Origin of the sequence: Thermoflavimicrobium dichotomicum (genome assembly GCF_900114055.1) — a bacterium.
In the GTDB taxonomy this organism is placed as follows: domain Bacteria; phylum Bacillota; class Bacilli; order Thermoactinomycetales; family Thermoactinomycetaceae; genus Thermoflavimicrobium; species Thermoflavimicrobium dichotomicum.
The window spans coordinates 1-23,218 of sequence record NZ_FORR01000014.1 but is presented as its reverse complement, the minus strand read 5'-3'; the positions used below and the strand labels follow the sequence as shown (position 1 = coordinate 23,218).

The window sequence follows — 23,218 nt, the reverse complement described above, 5'->3', positions numbered from 1 at the left end:
ATCTCGCTGCAGCAGGAATGAAATATGTCACAGGTGAAAATTCTTACAGACAGTACGTCAGATATTCCAGCGAATTTACGGGAAGAGCTTAATATTGGCGTTGTTCCTTTAAAGGTGCATATTGATGGAGAAAGTTTTTTGGATGGAGTCACCCTCCATGCGGACGAGTTTTATCAAAAGCTGAAGCAGGCAAAAGAATTGCCTACGACATCCCAACCCTCGCCACATGCTTTCTGTGAAGCTTTTCGTGAAGCGGCAAAACAGGGCGCCAAGCAGATTTTGTCCATCCATCTTTCTTCATTGCTGAGTGGTACCTATCAATCGGCAATGCTTGCGAAAGAGATGGTAGCAGAAGAAGGAATCGAAGTTGAAGTCATGGATTCCAAGTCCGTTTCCTATGCCTTGGGAATTTCTGTCGTTGCCGCTGCACGTGCTGCAAAAGAAGGAAAATCATTGGAAGAATGTAAAGCCATCGCAGAGAGATATCGTAAAGAGCAAGAACTGTTTGTCCTGGTGGATACCCTTGAATTTTTGCAAAAAGGCGGTCGGATTGGAAAAGCTTCGGCACTTGTTGGTTCCTTGCTGAACATCAAACCGATTTTATCCATTAGCGATGAGGGTGAGGTTTGCCCCATTGATAAGGTACGGGGGAAAAATAAGGCCATTTCCCGTTTCTTTGAATTGATGCAGAAGAAAATTGCTCCAGGAACAGCGGTTTCAGCTGCCATGATGCATGCTGACTATTTGGAAGAAGGCGAAAAACTGTTCCAAAGAGTTGAGGAAATGTATGATGTAAAAGAAAAAGTCATTACCTCGATTGGACCTGTAGTGGGTACACATGCTGGTCCTAAAACCATTGCCATTACCTTGGTTCCACTTCATGAAAATGGTTGATTGCGTTTGAATGATCAAGTATGCTATGTTTGATTTGAGAACTTATTGATCTTCTTATTTCCTTCTGCCTCTTGCATTGATTTCAAGGGGGCTATTCTGATGAAATATCGTACTGTGTTTGACATTATTGGTCCAATTATGATTGGTCCTTCCAGTTCACATACAGCAGGGGCGGCACGCATTGGTCGGACTGCCCGCAAAATTTTTGGTCGTCAACCAAAGAAAGCGGTCATTACTTTATATGGTTCTTTTGCCAAGACGTATCGCGGTCATGGAACCGATGTCGCTTTGGTTGGCGGTTTGCTTGATTTTGATACTTTTGATAAACGAATGGTTCAATCCTTGGACATTGCGAGAGAACAGGGCATGGAAGTCATTTTCCAGGAGTCTGACGACTTGACTGAGCATCCAAACACTGCCCGCCTGTATCTCGAAGATGAAAAAGGGAATGTGGAAATCGTAGGTGTTTCCATTGGTGGCGGCAAGATGGAAATTATTGAATTGAACGGCTTTGGATTGAAATTGACGGGAAATGATCCCATCCTGCTGGTTTTACATCAAGACCAGTTCGGTGCTGTAGCACGTGTCGCCACTGTATTAGCGAAACATGAAATTAATATCGCATATATGCAGGTGGCCCGTAAATCAAAAGGGTCACAAGCATTGATGTCGATTGAGACTGATCAATCCGTAGAGGCAGATGTACAAGAAGAAATCAGACAGTTACCGGGCATATTAAATGTAACCGTTCTTTAAGACTCAAGATAGGAAAGCCGCCGTCCATCATTAACGAACGGCGGTTTTCTTTGGAAAGGAAACGATGAGGATGAAGTTTCGTAATGTCGCTGAGTTAGTGGAAATTGCCGAAACAGACGGCTTAAAGATCTCGGAAGTCATGATCCAGCAAGAAGTCGAGCTGATGAATCGTCCACGTGAAGAGATTTTTGCTGAAATGGAACGGAACCTGGAAGTGATGGAACAGGCAATCCAGCGGGGATTGACGGAAGATATCCATTCACGCAGCGGATTAACCGGTGGAGATGCCAAAAAGATCCAGCAATACAAACAAACATCTCCGGTTCTGCTTTCAGGAGAAACCGTTTTGGATGCGGTATCAAAAGCGACAGCTGTATCGGAAGTCAACGCAGCCATGGGAACCATCGTGGCAACACCGACTGCGGGTGCTTGTGGTATTCTGCCTGGAACCATCTTTACGGCAGCTGAAAAACTCAAATCAGATCGGGAAACAATGGTTCGTGCTTTGTTTGTAGCAGGGGCGATTGGATTTTGCATTGCCAATAATGCATGCATTTCCGGTGCCGCAGGTGGATGTCAGGCAGAAGTAGGCTCTGCTACAGCGATGGCTGCAGCTGCTGTCGTGGAAATGGCTGGAGGCACACCCTCTCAATCGGCAGAAGCCGTTGCGATTGCACTGAAAAATATGTTGGGATTGGTATGTGATCCGGTTGCAGGACTTGTGGAAGCTCCTTGTGTAAAAAGAAATGCCATGGGAGCGGCAATTGCGATGGTGGCGGCAGATATGGCCATGGCGGGTGTCAAAAGTGTCATTCCGACGGATGAAGTGATTGAAGCGATGTACAAAATCGGTCAATCGATGCCGGCTGCACTAAGAGAGACAGCTTTGGGTGGGCTAGCTGCTACCCCAACCGGTCGTGCACTGGAAAGACAAATCTTTGGTAATGATGTAAAGAAATGATGCCAAAAGAAATGAGATTGGAAGAAATTTCAATCGATGTTTTACCGGGTGTGGGGGAGCAAAGGAAGAAAGAGCTTGAAGGATTGGGGATTCACTCGATTGCTGATCTCTTGTCATATTATCCGTATCGTTATGAAGATTATCGGTTAACGGATCTCGCTGAAGCACAGCATGAGGAGCGTGTTACGGTTCAAGGACGTGTCTTTACCCAACCCAGCATGAGGTGGTTTGGGAAAAATAAATCACGCATGCATATCAAGCTGGATGTCGATGGCGTTTTTATCAGTGTGATCTGGTTTAATCAGGCTTATTTAAAAAAAATGATTCAACCTGGGAAAACGATTCTGGTTTCAGGGAAATGGGATCGCCATCGTCTGCAGATCACTGCGGATCGTACGGTCATCAGTGAAGAGGAGCAAAAAAAGCTGGTGGGCCGTTTGGAGCCCGTTTATTCGGTAACGAACGGAATCAAGATGAGCTGGCTGCGCAAGCTGGTCTATCAGGCATTTGTAGACTATGGCAAACATATTCCTGAAAATTTGCCGGAAGAATTACTGCAAAGATACAAACTGTTGCCTCGGGCCAAGGCGATGTATTATTTGCATTTCCCCAAAGGGCAAAGAGAAAGCTATCAAGCCAGACGGCGGATTGCCTATGAAGAACTGTTTCTTTATGAATGCAAGCTCATGTGGCTGAAGAGAATGCACCGAACCGAGACGGAAGGGATTGTGCATACGTTTGATCAGCAAAAGGTGGACCAATTTATTGCCGGGCTGGCTTTTCCCTTGACAGGGGCGCAACAACGGGTCGTAAGCGAAATTTTACAAGATATGAAACAGCCGGTTCAGATGAACCGCTTGGTTCAGGGAGATGTTGGTTCAGGAAAAACCGTTGTCGCCGCCATTGCTTTATATGCCAATTATTTAAGTGGCTACCAGGGGGCTTTGATGGTTCCCACCGAGATTCTGGCTGATCAGCATACGGAATCGTTGCGTAAGCTGTTATCTCCTTATGATGTGCGTGTGATTTGCTTGACGGGAAAAATGACTGCCAAAGAGCGACGGGAAGCTTTGGCGGAAATCGAGATGGGGTTGGCGGACATTGTGGTAGGGACCCATGCCTTGATTCAGGAGCCGGTTGTTTTCAGGCGGCTCGGCTTGGTGATTACCGATGAACAGCATCGTTTTGGTGTGAAGCAACGTGCAGCACTGCGTGAAAAAGGCATCTCGCCAGACGTTCTCTTTATGACAGCAACACCGATCCCTCGTACATTGGCCATCACGGTGTTTGGTGAAATGGATGTTTCCACGATCGATGAAATGCCAGCTGGGCGACAGCCTGTCGATACCTATTGGGTTAAAAAAGAGGTATGGCCACGTATTATCAAGTTCATAGAGAAAGAATGCCAAAAAGGCCGTCAGGCATATGTGATTTGTCCGCTTATTGAAGAGTCAGAAAAGCTTGACTTACAAAATGCCCAGGAAGTGTATGAACAGTTGACCGTTGAGCTGGCTCCCATTCGGGTAGGATTGCTCCATGGCCGAATGAATTCGGTGGAGAAAGAAGAAGTCATGAACGCTTTTAGTGCCAATGAGGTACAGGTGTTAATCTCGACGACTGTAGTGGAAGTCGGAGTGAATGTTCCAAATGCAACGGTGATGGTCATTTATGATGCCGATCGTTTTGGATTGGCACAATTGCACCAGCTTCGTGGCCGGGTCGGACGTGGCGGTGGAGCAGCAACCTGTATTTTGGTGGCTGATCCCAAATCAGAATCCGGAGTGGAACGCATGCGCATCATGACAGAGACTACCGATGGCTTTGAAATTTCCAAACGTGATCTGGAATTGCGGGGCCCTGGAGATTTTCTCGGCGTTAAGCAAAGTGGCCTGCCTGATTTTAAAGTGGCTGATCTGAATGAAGATGGTCGTATTCTGGAAGTGGCCAGGCAAGATGCAGCCCGTATTGTGTTACAAAAAGATTTTCCGCAAAATGAAGACTATCGAGTGCTCTATGAATGGTTGCAAAAAGAAAAACTGGAGTCATTAAACTTTGACTGAATGCCTGATCAGTAGGATCAGGTTTTTTCTTTATGAAACTTTTTTAGTTAGCATGAAACGGAGGTTTACTAACAATAAGAGGAGAAAAAATGTGAAGAAGTGGATTTAGAGGTTATTGATAAGCCTTAATCCTTTTCCAGTTGAACGACTTTTTCTTGTTTTAAGCAATAGACGTAAATAGTTATACGTTGAGACTTCTATGAAAAGTTATAACCATCTGCAATCTGCATGATAGGTGTCTCCTGTTCAACGAGATTTTGCTAAATATTCCATTTCACCAAATACCAACTAGTCGGTGAATATTTATTTCGATTATTTTTTGTGTTATTATTAGTATGAAAAAAATAAATTGACAAAATTATAGATACCTTTATGGAACAACAGGAAGCGAAGAAACGTACAATTCAGGCGTACAAAGGCGGAATTACATTTATAGCCATATTTTGAATAACAATTTATATAGAGAGGATGTTTTTTATGGAAAACGATCAAAAAGAAACCAGATCATTTCAAGCAAATAACAATAAAGGGCAGATTAATTATGCTACTGACCATGCCAAGATCGATGCCACAATGATAACGAATATTGGGCATGATGGAATGACACTAAGTGATTATATTGAGGAATTATTTACATTACTTGAGCAAACTGATCAGGTTTCTACAGAAGATAAAGAAGTGTTAAGAGATTTGCTTGAAACAGTAGATGAGCAAAGTGGAAAAGGTCAGCCCAGAAAGACGATTGTAAATCAAGCATTAGACAGACTGAGTAAATTATCTCCCCTATTTGTGGCAGGATCAGGTACCGGACAAGTAATAAGTGCGATTACGGACATATTGGATGTTTGGAAATAAGTTATAGAACCATGATTAGAGACATGGGCAGTTTGAGAAACTTGAGTCTGATCTGGAAACTCGCATGATCTGTTCTTAGGTAGGTTTGCCTCTGAAAGGAGCCAAGCCTACCTGACATTCAAGATTACCAACGATCATTCAAAAATAATTGCTAACGTTGAAAGGGGTGAAAATTTGATTAATCTATCTAAGCATCCTAGATTAGTACCTGTAAAATTCATAGCTATTGTATTGTGGATTATTGCTGCATTTATAAATCCTGATAAATGGATTGGGCTTGGTGGCTTTATCTATTTTTCTTTCAGTGCTATCATTCATGCAATTTCTAGAAATAAGACATCAATGGTCTTTCGAATTTCTTTAGCACTTAGCTCATTGATTTATTATCTGAAAGTACATGTAGTACTTGCCCTTTTCATTATTGGTCCATCACTCCTATATGCTTGTATTTACGCAATAAGGCATGCAATTCATAATCCCGAGAATAGAGAAGTTATAACGAAGAAAAGGAAAATTGTTTATGATCTGGATGACAACGAAGGTCAAATTAATTTAGCGAATGAACAAAGTGAAATCGAAGCGTCATTAAAAGTGAGAAAAAAATAGAGGGATATATAGGAGGTATTTATGCAAGTAAATTTACGTTTAATCACTTTTGTTCAACGACTGATTGGTGTTATTTATTTTCTAATTTATTATATTATTGAGCTTTTTGTTGAAATTGACGATGATTTCGTAATCTTTCCTTTTCTAATGATCTACTTTTTTATAAGCTTTATCAAATACTTTATCTTTCGGATTAATCGAGTTACTCTTTGCTTAGGATTGTTTGTTTTGTGTCTAGGGTATACTATAAATCTCGCAGATTTAAGTTTAGCAGGATTTGCTCCGATACTAGAAGCTGGTTTAGGTGTATTAGGAGTATATTTAAGCTATAAAGGTCTTTTACATTTTTTTGAGCCAAGCGAAAACACTCATCAACATATTGATCCTAAGATTGATACTCGACTAGTTAACAAGATTATATATCGTCTAAGAAGAAATAAGGGACAAATCAATATATCAGACGGAAATTCTCGAATAAAAGCAGAAATGGATATAGAGGATAAGGATAACCACCTCAGTGGATAAAATATAGCTCATTACTTAAAAATTAAGTGTCACTAAGATCCATTAAATCTAAAAAGTCCTCTAGCCTCTGTATTTCAAAAATCATTGTTGGTGATACGCCTTAAAAAACCGACACCTTAACTACAGGTAGTCGGTGAATTTGTGTTTATGTTAGCCCAAGCGGTGGGGGTTCATGAGTGACTCAGTAGGAATCGATTTTCTACCAAGTGTATCAACTATCGGCAGGCTGTTTTTCCTTCTTGTCAGGTTGGAATATATCGACTTCCAGCTTTTCCAATATTTCGATCGCCTTTCGAACAGGCAGTCGAGGCAAACGAAATTCGTCTCTCATCACTTCCTCGATTTCCACTGGGCTTGATAGATAATGATTCGTTACCCGGCCATCCTGGTAGCGGATGCTAAACTTGTTGTTACTGAGGGAAACGCTTCTTTGTTGATCCAATTGCCAGAGCTGACAGCGAAGTATGGAAAGAAAGAAAGCACCTGGTTGATAGGATCGATGGATAGAGGGCAGAAAATCCTGAAACGAGTATCTCCGTTCGATATCAAAAACCCATTCCTCGCCAGCAGAGCGTAATTGGCCATCCGTATAACGCAGGTACGTATAATGATGCTTCTTCCCTTGTTTTGGACGGATCAGGATTTCATCTTTTCCAAACGAAGAAACATGATGGGGGTTTGTTTCAAAGCGGACCGGCTCAAAGAGAGGAGCGGCCGAACCGCAGTCCACATATAGTCTTTCATTTGGGAATTCGGGCAGTTCAACCAAGATCGCCATATGTGACGTCCCTAACATGGTGAGATTGGCTTGGAATCCGCATTCTTTTAATAAATGGAATAGATTGGCGTTTAGTATATAGCACGTTCCTCCAAAATGATAGGTTTCATGATTTTTTAGAAAATCATCGATTGACGGAAGAATATAACCATTTTCTTGCTGGTGATGAAAGTAAATCAGCTTACTGATGTTTTCAAAAGGATAGGTTGTCAGATGGGCACGACAGATTTTGGAGAGAAATGAGAAACTGGGCGGTTCAGGAAACAGGTTTAACTGTTTGAGGTATAAACGGGCCCAGGTGGAAAGTAAGTGCATATTTACCTCCCCTTTTTATACTTAATTGTTTAATTAGTTTCATTATAGAATAAAAATGAAACGCTTGGGATCCAAAGAAGATGGTCGTCTCAACATTTGCATATACATGTGATGGTTAACATGCATAGAATACATCAAATACATTATCTGAATTTGGGCAGGAGGAGAGAAGAGTATTGAATCATAACTTATATCAGGAAATAGCGGATGGAATCAATCAAACCGTAGGCAGAAAAGCAGTTACAGTGGGAAAGTTAAAACAAATTGTCAAGGAAGGGAAACAGATTCGGCGAACACAAGGCATGATGGCTTTATGGCAATATGCGCAAAATATCCCGTATCGTTTTTTGACCTCGGAAGAGGCGGAGATGCTCCGGAATTCACCACGTTTTCGTGAGCTATCTAATAAAACGTTGGAACTGTTGGTCATGGAAGGTGTGATTACACCTTTGGAAGGGAAAATGTTCAGACGGTATATATAGACAAAAAAATGGCTCGCGAATCCAAGCGCGAGCCTATGGTATCTTTCACAAAATGTGAAAAATACAATATGGGAGAGGAGAAACCGGAGGAAGAGCTTATGGGGAAACGTAAGTCTTCTCCGTGGTAAGACAGCTTTTGGCGCTGTCAATAATAGGATTGCCGATATTTTTCATTTTATACACGAAAATTATCCTTGATAAAATGAAACGATCATGCGAAAGGACTTTGTCATAAGTTATTTTTTAAAATAAAATAATCTTTATGAGAGAATAAAGATAACATCTTACATAGGAAAAGGATGTTTTTTATGCGGATTATAGCAGGAATGGCCAAAGGAACGCGTTTGAAAATGGTTTCAGGGACTCATGTTCGTCCGACAGCTGATCGGGTCAAAGAATCCCTTTTTTCTGTGTTGGGACCATTTTTTGAGGGTGGCTGGGCTCTGGACTTGTTTGCAGGCACTGGAGCCTTGGGGTTGGAAGCACTTAGCCGTGGCATGGAACGGGCGATTTTTGTGGACCAATCCCGGACAAGCCTGGAAACCGTGCGAAGCAATGTGAAAGCTTGCAAAATGGAAGACCGGGTCGAGCTCTATTGTAAAGATGCACGTGCAGTGTTAAAAATGCTGAAGCAACGAGAATTGCGCTTTCAGCTGATTTTTCTCGATCCGCCTTATCAGAAATCGTTATTGCTACCTGTTTTAAAGAGTATTGCCACGAGTGATTTACTGAGCGAAGATGGAACGGTTGTAGCTGAACATGCATCACGAGAGCATCCACCTGAGACGGTTGGTTCGCTTAGATCTTATCGTCAACTGACTTATGGGGATACTACCATTACATTGTATGGTACATAAAGGGGGCATAGAAACATGAAAGTTGCAGTATATCCAGGCAGTTTTGACCCCATCACTTATGGTCACCTCGATATTATTGAACGGGGTGCCAAAATATTTGATCGAGTAGTGGTGGCTGTATTGATCAATTCAGCCAAAAAACCTTTATTCACGGTGGATGAACGCCAACAGATGATCCAAAACGCAACAAGGCATCTGCCCAATGTTGAGGTCGACAGTTTTGAGGGATTATTGGTCGACTATATGCGTAAACGGCAAGCACAAGTGATTTTAAGAGGATTGCGAGCGATTTCTGATTTTGAATATGAACTTCAGATCGCTTCGATTAACAAAAAAATGAATGATGAAGTGGAGACTTTGTTTCTTATGACAAATAATCGGCATTCCTTTATTAGCTCCAGTATGGTCAAGGAAGTGGCACGATATGGTGCCGATGTAAAGGATTTGGTTCCAGAAGATGTCGCCGAAGCATTGAGTATCAAGTTCGGTTATAAGTAAAACCCGCTAAAGTACTGATTCTAGCGGGTTCTATCGTATCAGGCGTTTATCGGAATGAAGAAAAAGAAATATCAGCCAACTGATAATAACCATGACAGCAAACCATTGCAATACTTCCCATAAATGGAAAAAATGGGTATTAATGGATGGGGCCAAGGTAGGAAGATCTGCTGGTAAACGCGAAAGAAAGGGCTTAAGTGGCTTCCAGATCAACAAGGTAATGGCTCCGGCCAAAAATCCGTGCAAGATCCGTGCAAAGAAATACGGACTGTAACGAATGTCTGTCTGACTTAAAATACTTGCGATCTGTGCCTGGATTGATAAACCATTCCAACCAAAAAACATGCTAACGACGACTAATTGATATACAAGTGGAATGTAGTGAGAACTTTCACTCACCATTTGAGATCCTAAAGTAATCTCAAACAATCCTGCCAGAAAAGGAACGGATAGCTGATGGGGGAATTGTAACCAGGTAAAGGTGTGTTCGACTGCATCGGATAAGAATGTAGTTAATCCAATATGATTGATCAGATGGACCAGGACCGAAAACATCATGATAAATCCACCAATCAACAATAAGGTGTTTACAGCAGAAGTCACAGCTTCACCCAATAATTGACCAAGAGGTCGCCCATCCTTGACACGCGCCCGATGCATTTCTTTCAAAGCGCGAATCAGGAGAAATTCTGATTTTTCCTTTTCCAGTGGAGTAGGTGTTGCGTGTGCTTGATGGAATCGCATCACTAATCCGACGAGCAAGCTACTCAAGTAATGGGCTAAAGCCAAGATCACACCGACAGATGTACTTTTAAAAAAACCGACGCCTACTGCTCCAAAAATAAACAAAGGGCTTGTTGTACTGGTAAAAGAGACGAGTCGCTCTCCTTCTTCACGACTTATCAGCCTTTGTTCACGGAGGCGTGAGGTCAGTTTTGCTCCCATCGGATTTCCAGATATAAAACCCACAGCCATGACAAATGCTCCGACGCCTGGTACACGAAAAATCGGTCGCATCAATGGCTCAAGCAGAATGCCAATGAAATGAACCACTCCAAAGCTCATCATGACTTCTGCAACGATAAAAAAAGGAAGAAGTGCAGGAAAAACCACTTCCCACCAGATTTTTAATCCGCGCAAAGATGAAAGAAAGGCTTGTTCGGGATACATGATCAAGGAAGCTCCCAGACACAAAGCCATTGATGCCATGACAATGGAGTGTATTCGGCGATGGAGAAGACGTGGAACCATATACATTCCCCTCTCACGGACAAACAAAAAGGTCATTAACATGTCTACGTCTATATGGGCTTGTTTAGACCAATTTATCGAGAGATTGTTTTTAGAAAATCAGCTTATAGTCACAAGGGTGAGGAAGAACAGTGAAGAGACCGAAAATCGGACTGGCATTGGGATCCGGATCTGCACGTGGCCTGGCTCATATTGGTGTGTTAAAAGTGTTAAAAGAAGAAGGAATCCCAATTGATTATGTTGCTGGCACGAGTATGGGAAGTCTGATCGGTGTATTGTTTGCCAATGGAATTGAACCCGAGATGATGGAAAAGCTGGCCTTGCACTTGAAACGTAAACACTGGTTGGATTTAACAGTTCCGGGGTTTGGGTTCATTTTGGGTGAGAAAGTTAAAGATTTGGTTCATCTGTTAACTCATCAGAAAAATCTGGATGAATTTCCCATTCCTACAGCTGTGGTTGCAACTGACCTGATTACAGGGGAAAGAGTGGTTTTCAAGGAAGGATCTGCAGCGGAAGCTGTGAGAGCGAGTATCTCCATTCCAGGGATATTTACACCAGTTGTAACCAATAATCAGGTATTGGTCGATGGAGCTGTAGTGGAGCGTGTTCCCATCAGTGTTGTACGGGAGATGGGAGCAGATATCGTGATTGCTGTCGATGTTTTTCCTGGAAATAATACCCGAATGCGGATCCGGAATATTTTTGATGTCATTATGCAATCTCTGGAAATTATGGAAAGAAGGGTTTTTCAAGATCATTTGGTATCTGCGGATGTCTTGATTCAACCAGATGTTTCCGAGATTAATCCTGCTGCTTTTACACGTGTAACGGAGTGTGTAAAAAAAGGAGAAGAAGCGGCAAGGGCTTCTCTTGAACAAATTCGACAACTGATTTGACGGCTATAAGGAGAGAGGAAGTTGAAAAAAACAAAGCAGCTAGCAATTTTTGGGTTCTGTTTGTCTTTCATCATCATTGGATTTACTGTATTTTATTTCACGCCGGTTTCGTATTTTGCGATGTTGCCGGGAGAGGCGATGGATACCAAAAGTTTTGTGAGAGTTGGAACCACCGGGCAGGATGAACGAGGCAGCTTTTTACTGACGACAATTTCATTAAAAAGAGCCAGTATAGCTGATTATTTACTCTCATTTACTTCTGATGAAATGAAGCTGGTACCTGAAGAACAGATTTTGGCGCAAAACGAATCGGATGAAGAATATGAGAGAAGACAGCAGGAAAATATGATCGAATCACAAAATCATGCCATTATCGCAGCGTTTCGCCAGGCTAAAAAGCCGATGAAAGTCGAACATATCGGTGTTGAAGTGATCGAAGTGACAAAAAATGCGAAAAGCGGTTTAAAAACGGGTGATTTAATCCAAGCCATCGATAAGCGTCCCATACGTGATAGCGAAAGCCTGATTCGGTATTTGCAAAACAAGAAAGCCGGCGAAATGGTGGAAGTTTCATTTGTTCGAAAAAATAAACCAATGAAGCAAAAGGTATCGCTGATCTCCTTGCCATCTGTCAGTAAAGAAGAGAAATCTCGAGCGGGATTAGGGATCGTTCCGATGGATCGAATCAGGTTACACACCAATCCACCCGCACAAATCAAAACAGAAAATATTGGTGGACCGTCTGCCGGATTGATGTTTTCCCTTGAGGTGTTAGACCAGTTATTGCCGGAAAATTTAACCCGTGGGTATACAGTTGCGGGTACAGGTACGATCAATGATAAGGGGGAAGTAGGCCAAATCGGCGGGATTGAATTTAAGGTATTGGCGGCGGAACGGGAAGGGGCGCAAATTTTCTTTTGCCCCAAAGACATTCATCCAGGGGATGATAATGAAAAAATAGCAAAGGAGACGGCTCGAAAGATCCATACCAAAATGAAAATAGTTCCGGTTTCGAAGTTGGACGATGCGGTAAAATATTTACGAAAACTGCCTGAATTATCTTCATCTGTCAATGAGAAAACCTTGACAGCTCTTGGTTCATTGACATATAATAACTCTGTTTTTAAACAAGGAGTGGAATCATGCAAATTTTCCTGCACAAAGTGAGACAGGATCAACCGATCACGATCACAGAACTTGTAGAATTGGATATTCGTAAAGAAGTACCTGGACTTATTCATTTGGAACCTGTTAGGGTAAACGCTCAACTGGAAAAGCAAGAAACACACCTGTTTTCCGTACAGGCAAAGCAGCGAACGAAATCGACCTTGACATGTTCCAGATGCCTGACGGAATTTGAGCTGCCTATGGAAGCCGACTGGGTTGAGCTGTTTACAGATGTTGAATATATGGCACGAGAAACAGAAGAACAGGATATTTTTTTGGTTGAAAACCAGACCATTGACCTGTTTCCATTTATCCGTGAAGCCTGTTTGTTACAGATTCCATTGGCTCCCGTCTGTCGAGAGGATTGTCAAGGGATCTGTCCTAAATGCGGTATCAATAAGAATGTAGCAACATGTGATTGTGATACAACTCGAATTGATCCGCGGTTGGCAAAGTTGCAGGAGCTACTCAAAAAAGATGAAGATGAATAAAAACATGAAAGAACGAAGACAAGCGATCCATGGCAGTCATTTGTAATCGTTTGGAAATGCTGGTCTTCTCACTTGCTTAAAATTATTGTATAATGTGCAGAGTTGCCTTTCCTTAGGAAAAATGGCAGGGGAGGTGAAAAGCATGGCAGTACCATTTAGACGGACATCCAAAACTCGTAAGCGCAAACGCCGTACCCACTATAAATTGAGCGCACCTGGTGTAATCAACTGCCCACAATGCGGTGCACCTAAGCTGGCTCATCGTGTCTGCAGAGAGTGTGGTTATTATAAAGGCGTTGAAGTAGAAGGAGCTGCAAATGTATAATTCCTTCACTTAAAAAGTCGGCCTCTTGTCAGGTCGACTTTTCTTTTTCCTATTGTCAAAAAAACACTTTTTTTATATACTGCTATTAGTACTTGGTATTAGAATGTGGTAACAAAAGGTGGTGAGCTCCGCTGTGCGCTTATCAAAAAAAGAGAGACAGAAAAAATTGATCAGGGAACTGGAAGCAGATCCTTTTTTAACTGATGAGCAAATGGCTAAACTTTGTAATGTCAGCATTCAGACCATTCGATTGGATCGGATGGAGCTGGGAATTCCAGAGCTGCGTGAGCGAATTAAGCACATGGCGGAGAAAAATTTTGACCAGGTCCGTTCTCTTTCACCGCAAGAAGTGATTGGAGAAGTGATCGATCTCCAATTGGATAAAAGTGGTGTATCGATTTTGGAGATCAGGAAAGAACATGTATTTGAAAGAAATGGAATTGCACGAGGTCATTATTTGTTTGCACAGGCAAACTCACTGGCGATCGGTTTGGTTGATGCGGAGATCGCTCTGACTGCTGCAGCAGAGATTCGTTTTGTGCGACCTGTCCGCTTGGGAGAAAAGTGTATGGCCTATGCGAAAGTTGTCGAAGTGCAATCCTCCCGAACCAAAGTCGAAGTACAAACCAAGGTAAACAATGAAGTTGTTTTTTACGGGCTATTTGAAGTATATCGAACGGAGGAAGATCAGCTGGCTAAGGAGGAGCGTTAATGCGTATTGCTTTTGATTTGCATGGAGGAGATTATGCACCGGAATCCGTGATAGAAGGTGTTTCTCTGGCAGCACAAAAGTGGCCTGACACGACTTTTGTTTTGCTCGGTGTGGATCAAAGCCTGGTACCACAGGGAATACATAATATCGAATTTCATCAGGTAACCGAAGTGATTGAACCAGATGATGAGCCAGTGAAATCGATTCGCAGCAAAAAGGATTCCAGTATCGTCGTTGGCTGTCAAATGGTTAAAAACAAGGAAGTGGATGCTTTTATCAGTGCTGGAAATACAGGTGCATTAATGGCGGCAGGCCTCTTTTATACTGGACGTCTGAAGGGAATAGATCGTCCAGCGTTGGCTCCTGTGTTTCCAACACTGTCTGGTAAAGGTATCTTGGTTTTGGATGTCGGGGCAAATCCGGAAGCGAAAGCCGAACATCTTCGTCAATATGCGGTTTTAGGAAGTATCTATGCCGAAAAAGTATTGGGTTTTGAAGAGCCAAGAGTCGGATTGTTAAATATTGGTACAGAAGCAGGGAAAGGAACGAGTTTGACAAAAGAAGCGTTTCAGTTATTGGAGCAAGAAGGATCCATCCGATTTGTTGGAAATACGGAAGCAAGAGATGTATTATATGGTCCCTGTGAAGTTTTGGTTTGTGACGGATTTAGTGGTAATATTTTACTTAAAAATACAGAGGGAGTAGCGAAGTCCATTTTTGACAAATTAAAGCAGGAATTTACACGTACTTGGTACAATAAACTGGCTGCTGCTATTTTGGCACCAAGTCTCAAGCGTTTCAAAAAAGAGATGGATTATAAAGAACATGGTGGAGCTCCTCTGTTAGGCTTAGCGGGACCAGTGATTAAAGCGCACGGCTCTTCCGATGCCAAAGCCATTTATAATGCAGCTCGTCAGGCCCGTTTGTTTGTGGAGAGGCAAGTGATTGCCCAGATGGAGAAAGAGTTTGCTAAACCGAAAGAGGAGTGAGTAATCAGATGAAATCGGTTGGAATTTTGGGGACAGGTGCCTATCTGCCTGAAAAAGTGGTAACCAATAAGGACTTGGAAAAGCTGGTCGATACCAATGATGAATGGATCGTGACACGGACCGGCATTCGGGAAAGACGTGTGGCGGCACCCGATGAGGCCACATCCGATTTGGCTGTGAAAGCTGCACAGCGTGCCCTGGAGCATGCAGGAATCAGCGCAGAGCAAATTGACCTGATCATTGTGGCGACAGTCACACCGGATATGTTTTTTCCGGCTACAGCCTGTCTGGTTCAGGATCGTCTAGGAGCATCCAAAGCGGCTACCTTTGATTTGTCCGCAGCCTGTACCGGATTCCTGTATGGTGTGAGCACGGCTGCCCAGTTTATTGCAACAGGTGTTTACAAGTACGCTTTAGTGATTGGTGTCGACTGTTTGTCCCGGATTTTGGATTGGACAGATCGTTCGACCTGCATCCTGTTTGGCGATGGGGCAGGAGCAGTTGTTCTTGGTCCAGTGGAAGAGGGCTATGGTTTTCGTTCTTATGAGTTGCGCGGAGATGGTTCTGGTGGGGACTTGCTAAAAGTGCCTGCAGGCGGCTCGCGTATGCCAGCCACAGAAGAAACGGTCAAACAGCGTCTGCATTCGGTCGTAATGGAAGGGCGAGAAGTGTTTAAGTTTGCTGTACGGGTATTAAGTACGGCTACAGAAGAAGCGTTGAAAAAAGCGGGGTTAACCAAGGAAAATATCGACTTCCTGATTCCGCATCAAGCCAATATTCGCATTATCGAAGCAGCAGTGAAACGATTTGGTTTGGATGAAAATAAAGTGATTGTCAATCTTGATCGCTATGGCAATATGTCGTCTGCTTCGATCCCGGTGGCACTCAATGAAGCGGTAGAGCAAGGGCGTCTGAAAAAGGGAGACACTATTGTCCTCTGTGGTTTCGGTGCCGGATTAACCTGGGGAGCTACCGTTTTGAAATGGTCGCTAGAATAAGGAGGAGACGAGATGGGTAAGCTTGCTTTTATTTTCCCGGGGCAGGGATCACAAAAAGTGGGAATGGGAAAAGAAATCGCAGAAGCGAACGAAGCAGCAAAACAAGTGTTCCAGGAAGCTGATCAGGTGTTAGGATATTCGTTGTCCCGGATTTGTTTTGAAGGCCCTGAAGAGGAATTGCGTTTGACTTATCATACGCAGCCGGCCATTTTAACAACGAGTATAGCTCTATATCAAGTGTTTAAAGAAGCTGGTTTTGTACCGGATTACGTAGCGGGACACAGTTTGGGAGAGTATTCTGCGTTAGTTGCTGCAGGTTCCATTTCTTTTGCTGATGCTGTCTTTACAGTACATAAACGTGGAACGTATATGGATGAAGCGGTACCAGCTGGTGTGGGTGCGATGTCTGCCGTTTTGCAATTGGATCGCGATCAGCTGAGTAAAGTGTGCCAGGAAGTAAGCAAACCTGGCTGTGTTGTGGAACCAGCGAACTTTAACTGTCCAGGACAAATCGCCATTTCCGGTCATGCTGAAGCGGTGAAAAAAGCAGGAGAAAAGGCGTTGGAAGAGGGAGCCAAGAGAGTGATCCCGCTTTCGGTTAGCGGACCTTTCCATTCTTCTTTGATGCAGCCTGCTGCTGATCGATTACGACAGACATTGGAAAATATTTCTATTCAAGATACAAAGATACCCGTTGTCGCCAATGTAACCGCACGTCCAGTGACGCAAGCGGAAGAAATCCGGCAATTGCTGGTTAAACAGGTGGCTTCCCCGGTCTTGTGGGAAGATAGTGTGCGTTTCATGATCGAGCAGGGTGTGGACACCTTTGTTGAAATCGGTGCTGGTAATGTATTAAGCGGTCTGGTTAAAAAGGTGAATCGTAAAGTACAAACTCTTTCTGTACAAGATCCAGAAACGTTAAATGCTACCATTGAAAAGCTGAATGAAAAGCTAAAGCAAATCGTTGGATAGCTTGGGAGGTTGATTTATGTTAGCAGGAAAAGTAGCTGTGGTAACCGGGGGTTCGCGTGGAATCGGACGAGCCATTGCAGTAACGCTTGCACAAGCAGGTGCGGATGTGGCAATCTTTTATGCTGGAAACAGGCAGGCAGCAGAAGAAACCGTTGGACAAATTCAAGCGGCAGGTCGTAAAGCACTTGCCTTGCAAGTGGATGTATCCAACAGTGAACAGGTAGATGCCGCATTTAAAGAAGTGCTGGCAGCGTTTGACCGGATCGATATTCTGGTCAATAATGCCGGAATCACCCGCGATAATCTGCTCATGCGGATGAAAGAAGAAGATTGGGATCAGGTGATCAATACCAATCTCAAAGGTGTTTTCCTGTGCACCAAAGCAGTTACCCGTCCGATGATGAAACAGCGAAAAGGTCGCATTATCAATATCAGCTCCGTCGTCGGTGTCGCCGGCAACCCCGGTCAGGCCAATTATGTCGCGGCAAAAGCAGGCGTGATTGGGCTGACCAAAACCACAGCCAAAGAACTGGCAAGTCGTGGAATCACCGTCAATGCGATTGCACCTGGCTTTATCGAGACGGATATGACGGCCGTATTGCCAGAAGATCTGAAGCGGCAAATGCTTGATCAAATTCCGCTCGGCCGCTTCGGTAGCGTGGAGGATGTGGCAGAAGCTGTCAAGTTTTTGGCCAGTGATGCTGCAGGCTACATTACAGGCCAAACCATCCATGTAGACGGTGGGATGGTAACAGCTTAATCAGGAGATGCAAGTTGTGTTGGACTTGTGTATACTACGAAGGGGAGGTGAATTGGCATGGCAGAAAATACGTTTGAGCGTGTAAAGAAAATCATTGTAGAACATCTGGATGTAGATCCAGCAGAAGTAACGCTCGAAGCTTCAGTAAAAGATGATTTAGGCGCAGACTCTCTCGATGTAGTAGACTTGATCATGCAATTTGAGGACGAGTTTGGCCTGGAAATCTCGGATGAAGAAGCTGAAAAGATTTCTACGGTTGGAGATATTGTGTCTTATATTGAGCAAAAACAGCAATAATGTACATAAAGTCCCGTTTTTACGGGACTTTATCCAACTACATGCTCCAACGATAACAGCTGGAGAGGCAGGAGATGGGAATGAAAAAGAATCGGGTAGTTATTACTGGTCTTGGTGTAATTACCCCGATCGGTAATGATGTAGATACCTTTTGGAACCATTTGATTGCAGGAAAGTCAGGGATCGATTATATTACCCAGTTTGATGCTTCTGAATATGCCGTACGCATTGCGGCTGAAGTAAAAGATTTCGATCCCTTGCAGTTTATCGATAAAAAAGACGCGAGAAAAATGGATCGCTTTGCCCAGTTTGCAGTATCTGCAGCCAAAATGGCTGTAAAACATGCCGGATTGGATATGAGTAAAGAAGATCCTGAACGTGTAGGGGTATATATCGGGTCAGGGATTGGTGGATTAAGCACCTTGGAAGAGCAACACAAAGTATTGCTCAATCGTGGACCACGTCGTGTCAGTCCTTTCTTTATCCCGATGATGATTTCCAATATGGCTGCAGGTCAGGTATCCATCCATATTGGAGCCAAAGGACCAAATAGCTCCAGTGTTACCGCTTGTGCTACAGGTACACACAGTATTGGTGATGCTTTCCGTATTTTACAGCGAGGAGAAGCGGATGTGATGATAGCTGGTGGAGCAGAAGCAACCATTTTACCGCTTGCTTTCGCTGGATTTGCCTCCATGGGAGCTTTGTCTACCCGAAATGAAGAACCACAAAAAGCCAGCCGTCCATTTGATCGTGATCGCGATGGATTTGTCATGGGTGAAGGTGCCGGAATATTGGTCATGGAAACCCTTGAGCATGCATTGAATCGTGGAGCCAATATCATCGCTGAGATCGCAGGATATGGAATGACGGCAGACGCTTATCATTTGACCAGCCCAGATCCAACAGGGGATGGCCCGGCACGTAGCATGATCAAAGCTTACCAGGATGCAGGCCTGGAGCCAGCGGATATTGATTATATCAATGCACATGGAACCTCTACTCCGCTGAATGAAAAATATGAAACAATGGCGATTAAAAAAGCTTTTGGAGAGCATGCTTACAAATTGGCGATTAGCTCCAATAAATCGATGATCGGCCATCTATTGGGTGCTGCTGGTGGAGTTGAAGCCGTAGCGACCGCATTAACATTAAAACATCAAATCATCCCTCCAACGATCAACTATGAAAACCCGGATCCAGATTGTGACTTGGATTATGTTCCCAATGAAGCACGCTCTGCCCAAGTACGTGTAGCAATCTCCAATTCACTCGGATTTGGTGGACACAATGCGAGTATTCTGTTGAAAGTTTATGAGGATGTGTAACCGTAGGTGGTGAAACATAAAATGAACTTATCGCAATTGGAACAGTTAATCGGCATTACATTTCGCAATAAAAAGCTGTTCCAACAAGCGTTTACTCATACCTCTTACGCCCATGAACGGAAAAACTATGGTGTGGAGCCTGATAACGAACGCCTGGAGTATTTGGGAGATGCTGTATTGGAGCTGGCTGTATCTGAATACCTTTTTCATCGCTATCCTCAGATGAGCGAAGGAGAATTGACTCGTACACGTGCCAGAGTCGTATGTGAACCTTCTCTCGCTTCATTTGCGAAAGAGTTGAACTTTGGCAACTATGTGCGGCTCGGAAAAGGAGAAGAAATGACGGGTGGACGTACCCGTCCATCGTTATTGGCGGATGTGTTTGAAGCATTTATCGGAGCCCTGTTTTTAGATCAGGGATTGGATGTGGTGCGTCGTTTCCTCCATACCGTAGTTTTTCCGAAAGTGAGTGATGAGTTCCTTACTCGCGTGATGGATGCGAAAAGCCAACTGCAGGAGCTGGTTCAGCAAGAGCGGGTAGGCCCATTGGAATATCGCATTGTGGATGTACAAGGTCCTGCACATGATCGCCACTTTGTTGCTGAAGTTTATCTCGATAACCAGTGTTTGGGTAGAGGATCAGGCAGATCCAAGAAAGAAGCCGAACAACAAGCCGCCACACAGGCTTTGGAAAGATGGAAAGAACGAAAAAGATAAATCCACTGCTTCATGCCAGGCAGTGGATTTTTTTTTGAAGTTTGAATAAAAGTGAAACAAAAAAAGGTTTTCTTGGTAAACTGAAAATCTGATTTTTGACGCTGTTCGATAAACAAAGTATGATGTATATGAAGCTTTTATCGATGAAGAGGGAAAAGTTCAACAGAAAAGCCGCCGTCCATGCCTCCAATAGATGAAGAAGTTGAATCCAAAGCGAAAGCCGTGAAACATATGGAAACGAAGAAACCGACCATTGAAGGAGTTATTGTCGATATCGACCAACATGGCATGCTTGTGGAAGGCAAATCAGGAACGTCACCTGGAAAAGGCAAGTTTTACTTTCGAAAGGATACAGAATTATATTATTTGGATGGTTCAAAGTATAAAAAAGGAGATTTAAAAGACTTACAGAAGGGATCTCGAGTCAAAGTGTGGTCGATCGATCCCATCATGGAGTCATATCCTTATCAGACCAAAGCAAAATATGTTTTGGTTGAGAAAACCAAAAAATAAAACGCCAACGGGTCAATCGGGAATTCATCCGGCAAGCAAGTTATATTTATGAAGAATATGCCCTGTTTTCTCCGAACGCTCAAGTGCTACTTGGGCCATTGATGTAGGAGGAAACGGGGGCATGTTTTTTTATTTCAGTTTCATTAAAAGTATGACATCAGGCGATGTGTCCTTCTCACATGTAGTGACATGGAAATTAATTTCGATGAAAAGATATCAATAGAGCAGCGATTTAATGAAAAATCATTTTTCTGTGTCTTGATTTAAATGAAATTTACCTATTTGACAGGTTGTTTCGGTTAAATTTCGGACCTCAGAATGTTTGCGAACAATATTTTTTAATATTTGTAAAATAACAAAAGATATGTAACAATAAAGTAACGATCCATCAGTGATGTTCAGTAGGATTTGCGAAAAGAAGATCATTGATATAGAAGCTCTGATCATGAAAGGATGATTTCAATTGATGATAAACATAAGGGAAATGCAGATGAAGAGACGTGTAAGATCCATCGAAAAAATATTTCATAAAAACGCAGATATTTGCTTCCATTGTTATTCTCTTCATGTTTGGGGATGGGATGAGCAGAAGCCAAGGTGTTGCAGGAGATGCAAGAAACCACTGACATGAATGGAAACAGGGGTTGTTTTTCATTGTGATGATTCATCAAGCATTGGCTTATCGGGTACCGAGTATGGAGCAAGTTCGTGTGTTTGAGGTAGATCAGCCTCGAACCTTGGTGGTTAAACAGAAGAAGTTGAAAAAGATGTTGCGGATCCTGCCCAAGAGAGTAACGTTTGTTGAAACGGATTTGAATGTTCACAAACTGGAACGGACATTGGTCTAAGCCGGTTTTGACATGGCTCGTCCCGCCTTTTTCATCTGGGAAGGGGTAACAAACTATCTCACGGAAAAAGCGGTGAATATGACTTTACGGTTTATTAGTACCACTGCACCGGGGAGCTTTGTTTTATTTACAGAAATGCCGCCTGAAAGCCCACTGGCTTTAGCCGTGGGATGAAAGGTGGCGTTGCTCGGCATCCCCTACATGGGGATACTTGGAGTAACAATTTTTGTTGTAATTTGAATATTAAATCTATAAAATTATAGTATGAGTCAAGAGTGAATGTATAATTGATTTACTATCATTTTGTTTTTTGTCCTAGATATCGTCGTAAGGTACTGTGTTAAACAAAGTAGAAGAACGATTGAAGAAAATTGTAGAGCAAATCTGCAGGGTAATCAGTGGAATATCATAGCGATAGAGGTAATGCCTGATCACTGCTATTTGTTCTTGAATTGATTTCCAACCGATTCTCCATCAGTTATGATGGCGAAATTGAAAGGGGTGACTTCCAGAAAACTTCGCCAGGAATTCTCGCATCTGAACCATTTGCGAAGTCTGTGGACTCGTTCCTTTTTTGTCAGTACCGCTGGAAATGTGTCCGGTAAAACGGTGAAGCAGTATGTGGAATCTCAAAAGAAAAGGGGGTGAATGGATGCCAACGATCACACTAAGGTTAGAACTTCATAAGCCAACTCAGGCCAAACAGGAAATGTATCAGCGAATGACGGAAATAAACACAGCATTTGCTAACTGGCTACTTGTTTACCCAGAGGTGAACAAGGCAACCAGTAAGATTTTTAAAGAGTTTTCTCATGAAATCTTTCCGTCTGCTGTAGTGAACCAGACGATTCGGGAAGTCAAGTCAAAAAAGAAAAACCAAAACACGAAATCATTCAAAAAGCTATGGTGTTGCTTCAACAATCAGAACCTCAAGGTGGAAAAGGCCGGAGACTTCTATACGGTTTCTTTTCCCACCCTGGAAAAACGGATCGGTGTACCTGTTGTAGCCCGTCCTTATCAGCAGGAATGGTTAGAGAGGATCCTGAACGGAACCGTCAAACAGGGTGCCAGCGAGCTATACAGGAAAAAAGGAAAATGGTATATCGCGATTTCAATCACTTTTGAAGTGGAACAACGAAAAGAAACAAAAGTGATGGGAATTGATTTGGGATTAAAATACATAGCTGTCGCCAGTGTTGGAACAATATCATTATTCTTCAAAGGAAACCAGGTTGCTTTTGTACGTAGACGTTTTGGAGCAAAAAGAAGAAAGCTGGGGAAATCGAAAAAGCTTTCTGCCATCAAAAAGTCTAAAAATAAAGAGTCTCGCTGGATGAAAGACCAAAATCATAAAATAAGCCGTC

Annotated in this window: 26 protein-coding genes and 2 pseudogenes; 26 read left to right on the top strand and 2 right to left on the bottom strand. The window is 43.0% G+C overall.

Going from position 1 to position 23,218, the window contains the following annotated elements; all coding sequences use genetic code 11:
- Positions 1-24 precede the first annotated feature (24 nt).
- The 7 genes from BMZ78_RS13145 to BMZ78_RS13115 all read left to right on the top strand — a co-directional run bounded on the left by BMZ78_RS13145 (position 25) and on the right by BMZ78_RS13115 (position 6,657).
- Complete coding sequence (locus BMZ78_RS13145) at positions 25-894, top strand: DegV family protein (protein ID WP_093230900.1); 870 nt, start codon at positions 25-27, stop codon at positions 892-894.
- Positions 895-993: 99 nt separating this feature from the next.
- Positions 994-1,650, top strand: a complete 657-nt coding sequence (gene sdaAB / locus BMZ78_RS13140; RefSeq protein WP_093230899.1) for an L-serine ammonia-lyase, iron-sulfur-dependent subunit beta — start codon at positions 994-996, stop codon at positions 1,648-1,650.
- Positions 1,651-1,720: 70 nt separating this feature from the next.
- Complete coding sequence (gene sdaAA / locus BMZ78_RS13135) at positions 1,721-2,611, top strand: L-serine ammonia-lyase, iron-sulfur-dependent, subunit alpha (protein WP_093230898.1); 891 nt, start codon at positions 1,721-1,723, stop codon at positions 2,609-2,611.
- Positions 2,611-4,671: an ATP-dependent DNA helicase RecG gene (gene recG / locus BMZ78_RS13130; protein WP_093230970.1), complete on the top strand. Its 2,061-nt coding sequence runs from the start codon at positions 2,611-2,613 to the stop codon at positions 4,669-4,671. The genes sdaAA and recG overlap by 1 nt, the downstream gene beginning before the upstream one ends.
- Before the next feature lie 477 nt (positions 4,672-5,148).
- Positions 5,149-5,526: a hypothetical protein gene (locus BMZ78_RS13125; protein ID WP_093230897.1), complete on the top strand. Its 378-nt coding sequence runs from the start codon at positions 5,149-5,151 to the stop codon at positions 5,524-5,526.
- Positions 5,527-5,700: 174 nt separating this feature from the next.
- Positions 5,701-6,132, top strand: a complete 432-nt coding sequence (locus BMZ78_RS13120) for a hypothetical protein (protein WP_093230896.1) — start codon at positions 5,701-5,703, stop codon at positions 6,130-6,132.
- A gap of 21 nt (positions 6,133-6,153) precedes the next feature.
- Entirely contained in the window at positions 6,154-6,657 is a 504-nt protein-coding gene (locus tag BMZ78_RS13115) for a hypothetical protein (protein ID WP_093230895.1), read from the top strand.
- Between the two features lie 211 nt (positions 6,658-6,868).
- Here the strand turns inward: BMZ78_RS13115 and BMZ78_RS13110 are convergent, their stop codons facing one another.
- Entirely contained in the window at positions 6,869-7,750 is an 882-nt protein-coding gene (locus tag BMZ78_RS13110) for an arylamine N-acetyltransferase (RefSeq protein WP_093230894.1), read from the bottom strand.
- Between the two features lie 176 nt (positions 7,751-7,926).
- Here BMZ78_RS13110 and BMZ78_RS13105 point away from each other — a divergent pair, with 176 nt between their 5' ends.
- From BMZ78_RS13105 to coaD, 3 genes are all read left to right on the top strand, one after another.
- Positions 7,927-8,232 (top strand): hypothetical protein, encoded by a 306-nt coding sequence (locus BMZ78_RS13105; protein ID WP_093230893.1) that lies wholly within the window; start codon positions 7,927-7,929, stop codon positions 8,230-8,232.
- A 299-nt stretch (positions 8,233-8,531) separates the two neighbouring features.
- On the top strand, positions 8,532-9,089 hold the full coding sequence (gene rsmD, locus BMZ78_RS13100; RefSeq protein WP_093230892.1) for a 16S rRNA (guanine(966)-N(2))-methyltransferase RsmD: 558 nt from the start codon (positions 8,532-8,534) through the stop codon (positions 9,087-9,089).
- Between the two features lie 15 nt (positions 9,090-9,104).
- Positions 9,105-9,587 carry a pantetheine-phosphate adenylyltransferase gene (gene coaD, locus BMZ78_RS13095; protein WP_093230891.1) on the top strand — a complete coding sequence of 161 codons (483 nt, stop codon included), beginning with the start codon at positions 9,105-9,107 and terminating at the stop codon, positions 9,585-9,587.
- Positions 9,588-9,617: 30 nt separating this feature from the next.
- On the opposite strand, the gene ylbJ is transcribed toward coaD, so the two are convergent.
- Positions 9,618-10,838, bottom strand: coding sequence for a sporulation integral membrane protein YlbJ (gene ylbJ, locus BMZ78_RS13090; RefSeq protein ID WP_175482468.1), 1,221 nt, complete (start codon positions 10,836-10,838; stop codon positions 9,618-9,620).
- Between the two features lie 131 nt (positions 10,839-10,969).
- On the opposite strand from ylbJ, the gene BMZ78_RS13085 reads away from it, so the two are divergent.
- From BMZ78_RS13085 to BMZ78_RS13010, 16 genes and pseudogenes are all read left to right on the top strand, one after another.
- On the top strand, positions 10,970-11,737 hold the full coding sequence (locus BMZ78_RS13085; protein WP_093230889.1) for a patatin-like phospholipase family protein: 768 nt from the start codon (positions 10,970-10,972) through the stop codon (positions 11,735-11,737).
- Between the two features lie 21 nt (positions 11,738-11,758).
- On the top strand, positions 11,759-12,904 hold the full coding sequence (locus BMZ78_RS13080) for a SepM family pheromone-processing serine protease (protein WP_093230888.1): 1,146 nt from the start codon (positions 11,759-11,761) through the stop codon (positions 12,902-12,904).
- A complete protein-coding gene (locus tag BMZ78_RS13075; protein WP_093230887.1) occupies positions 12,880-13,395 on the top strand; it encodes a YceD family protein in 516 nt (171 codons plus the stop codon). Before BMZ78_RS13080 ends, BMZ78_RS13075 begins: the two co-directional genes overlap by 25 nt.
- Positions 13,396-13,537: 142 nt before the next feature.
- Positions 13,538-13,720: a 50S ribosomal protein L32 gene (rpmF, locus tag BMZ78_RS13070; RefSeq protein WP_093230886.1), complete on the top strand. Its 183-nt coding sequence runs from the start codon at positions 13,538-13,540 to the stop codon at positions 13,718-13,720.
- A 133-nt stretch (positions 13,721-13,853) separates the two neighbouring features.
- Entirely contained in the window at positions 13,854-14,432 is a 579-nt protein-coding gene (gene fapR / locus BMZ78_RS13065; protein WP_245739856.1) for a transcription factor FapR, read from the top strand.
- Complete coding sequence (gene plsX, locus BMZ78_RS13060) at positions 14,432-15,421, top strand: phosphate acyltransferase PlsX (RefSeq protein WP_093230885.1); 990 nt, start codon at positions 14,432-14,434, stop codon at positions 15,419-15,421. Before fapR ends, plsX begins: the two co-directional genes overlap by 1 nt.
- 8 nt (positions 15,422-15,429) lie before the next feature.
- Entirely contained in the window at positions 15,430-16,419 is a 990-nt protein-coding gene (locus BMZ78_RS13055; RefSeq protein ID WP_093230884.1) for a beta-ketoacyl-ACP synthase III, read from the top strand.
- 12 nt (positions 16,420-16,431) lie between these two features.
- On the top strand, positions 16,432-17,391 hold the full coding sequence (gene fabD, locus BMZ78_RS13050) for an ACP S-malonyltransferase (RefSeq protein ID WP_093230883.1): 960 nt from the start codon (positions 16,432-16,434) through the stop codon (positions 17,389-17,391).
- Between the two features lie 16 nt (positions 17,392-17,407).
- On the top strand, positions 17,408-18,151 hold the full coding sequence (fabG, locus tag BMZ78_RS13045) for a 3-oxoacyl-[acyl-carrier-protein] reductase (RefSeq protein ID WP_093230882.1): 744 nt from the start codon (positions 17,408-17,410) through the stop codon (positions 18,149-18,151).
- Positions 18,152-18,208: 57 nt separating this feature from the next.
- Positions 18,209-18,448, top strand: coding sequence for an acyl carrier protein (locus BMZ78_RS13040; protein ID WP_093230881.1), 240 nt, complete (start codon positions 18,209-18,211; stop codon positions 18,446-18,448).
- An 80-nt stretch (positions 18,449-18,528) separates the two neighbouring features.
- Complete coding sequence (fabF, locus tag BMZ78_RS13035; RefSeq protein ID WP_093230968.1) at positions 18,529-19,776, top strand: beta-ketoacyl-ACP synthase II; 1,248 nt, start codon at positions 18,529-18,531, stop codon at positions 19,774-19,776.
- Positions 19,777-19,797: 21 nt separating this feature from the next.
- Positions 19,798-20,493 (top strand): ribonuclease III, encoded by a 696-nt coding sequence (rnc, locus tag BMZ78_RS13030; RefSeq protein WP_093230880.1) that lies wholly within the window; start codon positions 19,798-19,800, stop codon positions 20,491-20,493.
- Between the two features lie 180 nt (positions 20,494-20,673).
- Positions 20,674-21,006, top strand: coding sequence for a DUF3221 domain-containing protein (locus BMZ78_RS13025; RefSeq protein ID WP_093230879.1), 333 nt, complete (start codon positions 20,674-20,676; stop codon positions 21,004-21,006).
- 659 nt (positions 21,007-21,665) lie between these two features.
- Positions 21,666-22,028 (top strand): annotated as a pseudogene (locus BMZ78_RS19165) (class I SAM-dependent methyltransferase).
- A 113-nt stretch (positions 22,029-22,141) separates the two neighbouring features.
- Positions 22,142-22,502, top strand: a pseudogene (gene tnpA, locus BMZ78_RS13015) (IS200/IS605 family transposase).
- A 4-nt stretch (positions 22,503-22,506) separates the two neighbouring features.
- A partial coding sequence (locus BMZ78_RS13010; protein WP_093230877.1) for a transposase occupies positions 22,507-23,218 on the top strand: 712 nt, incomplete at its 3' end.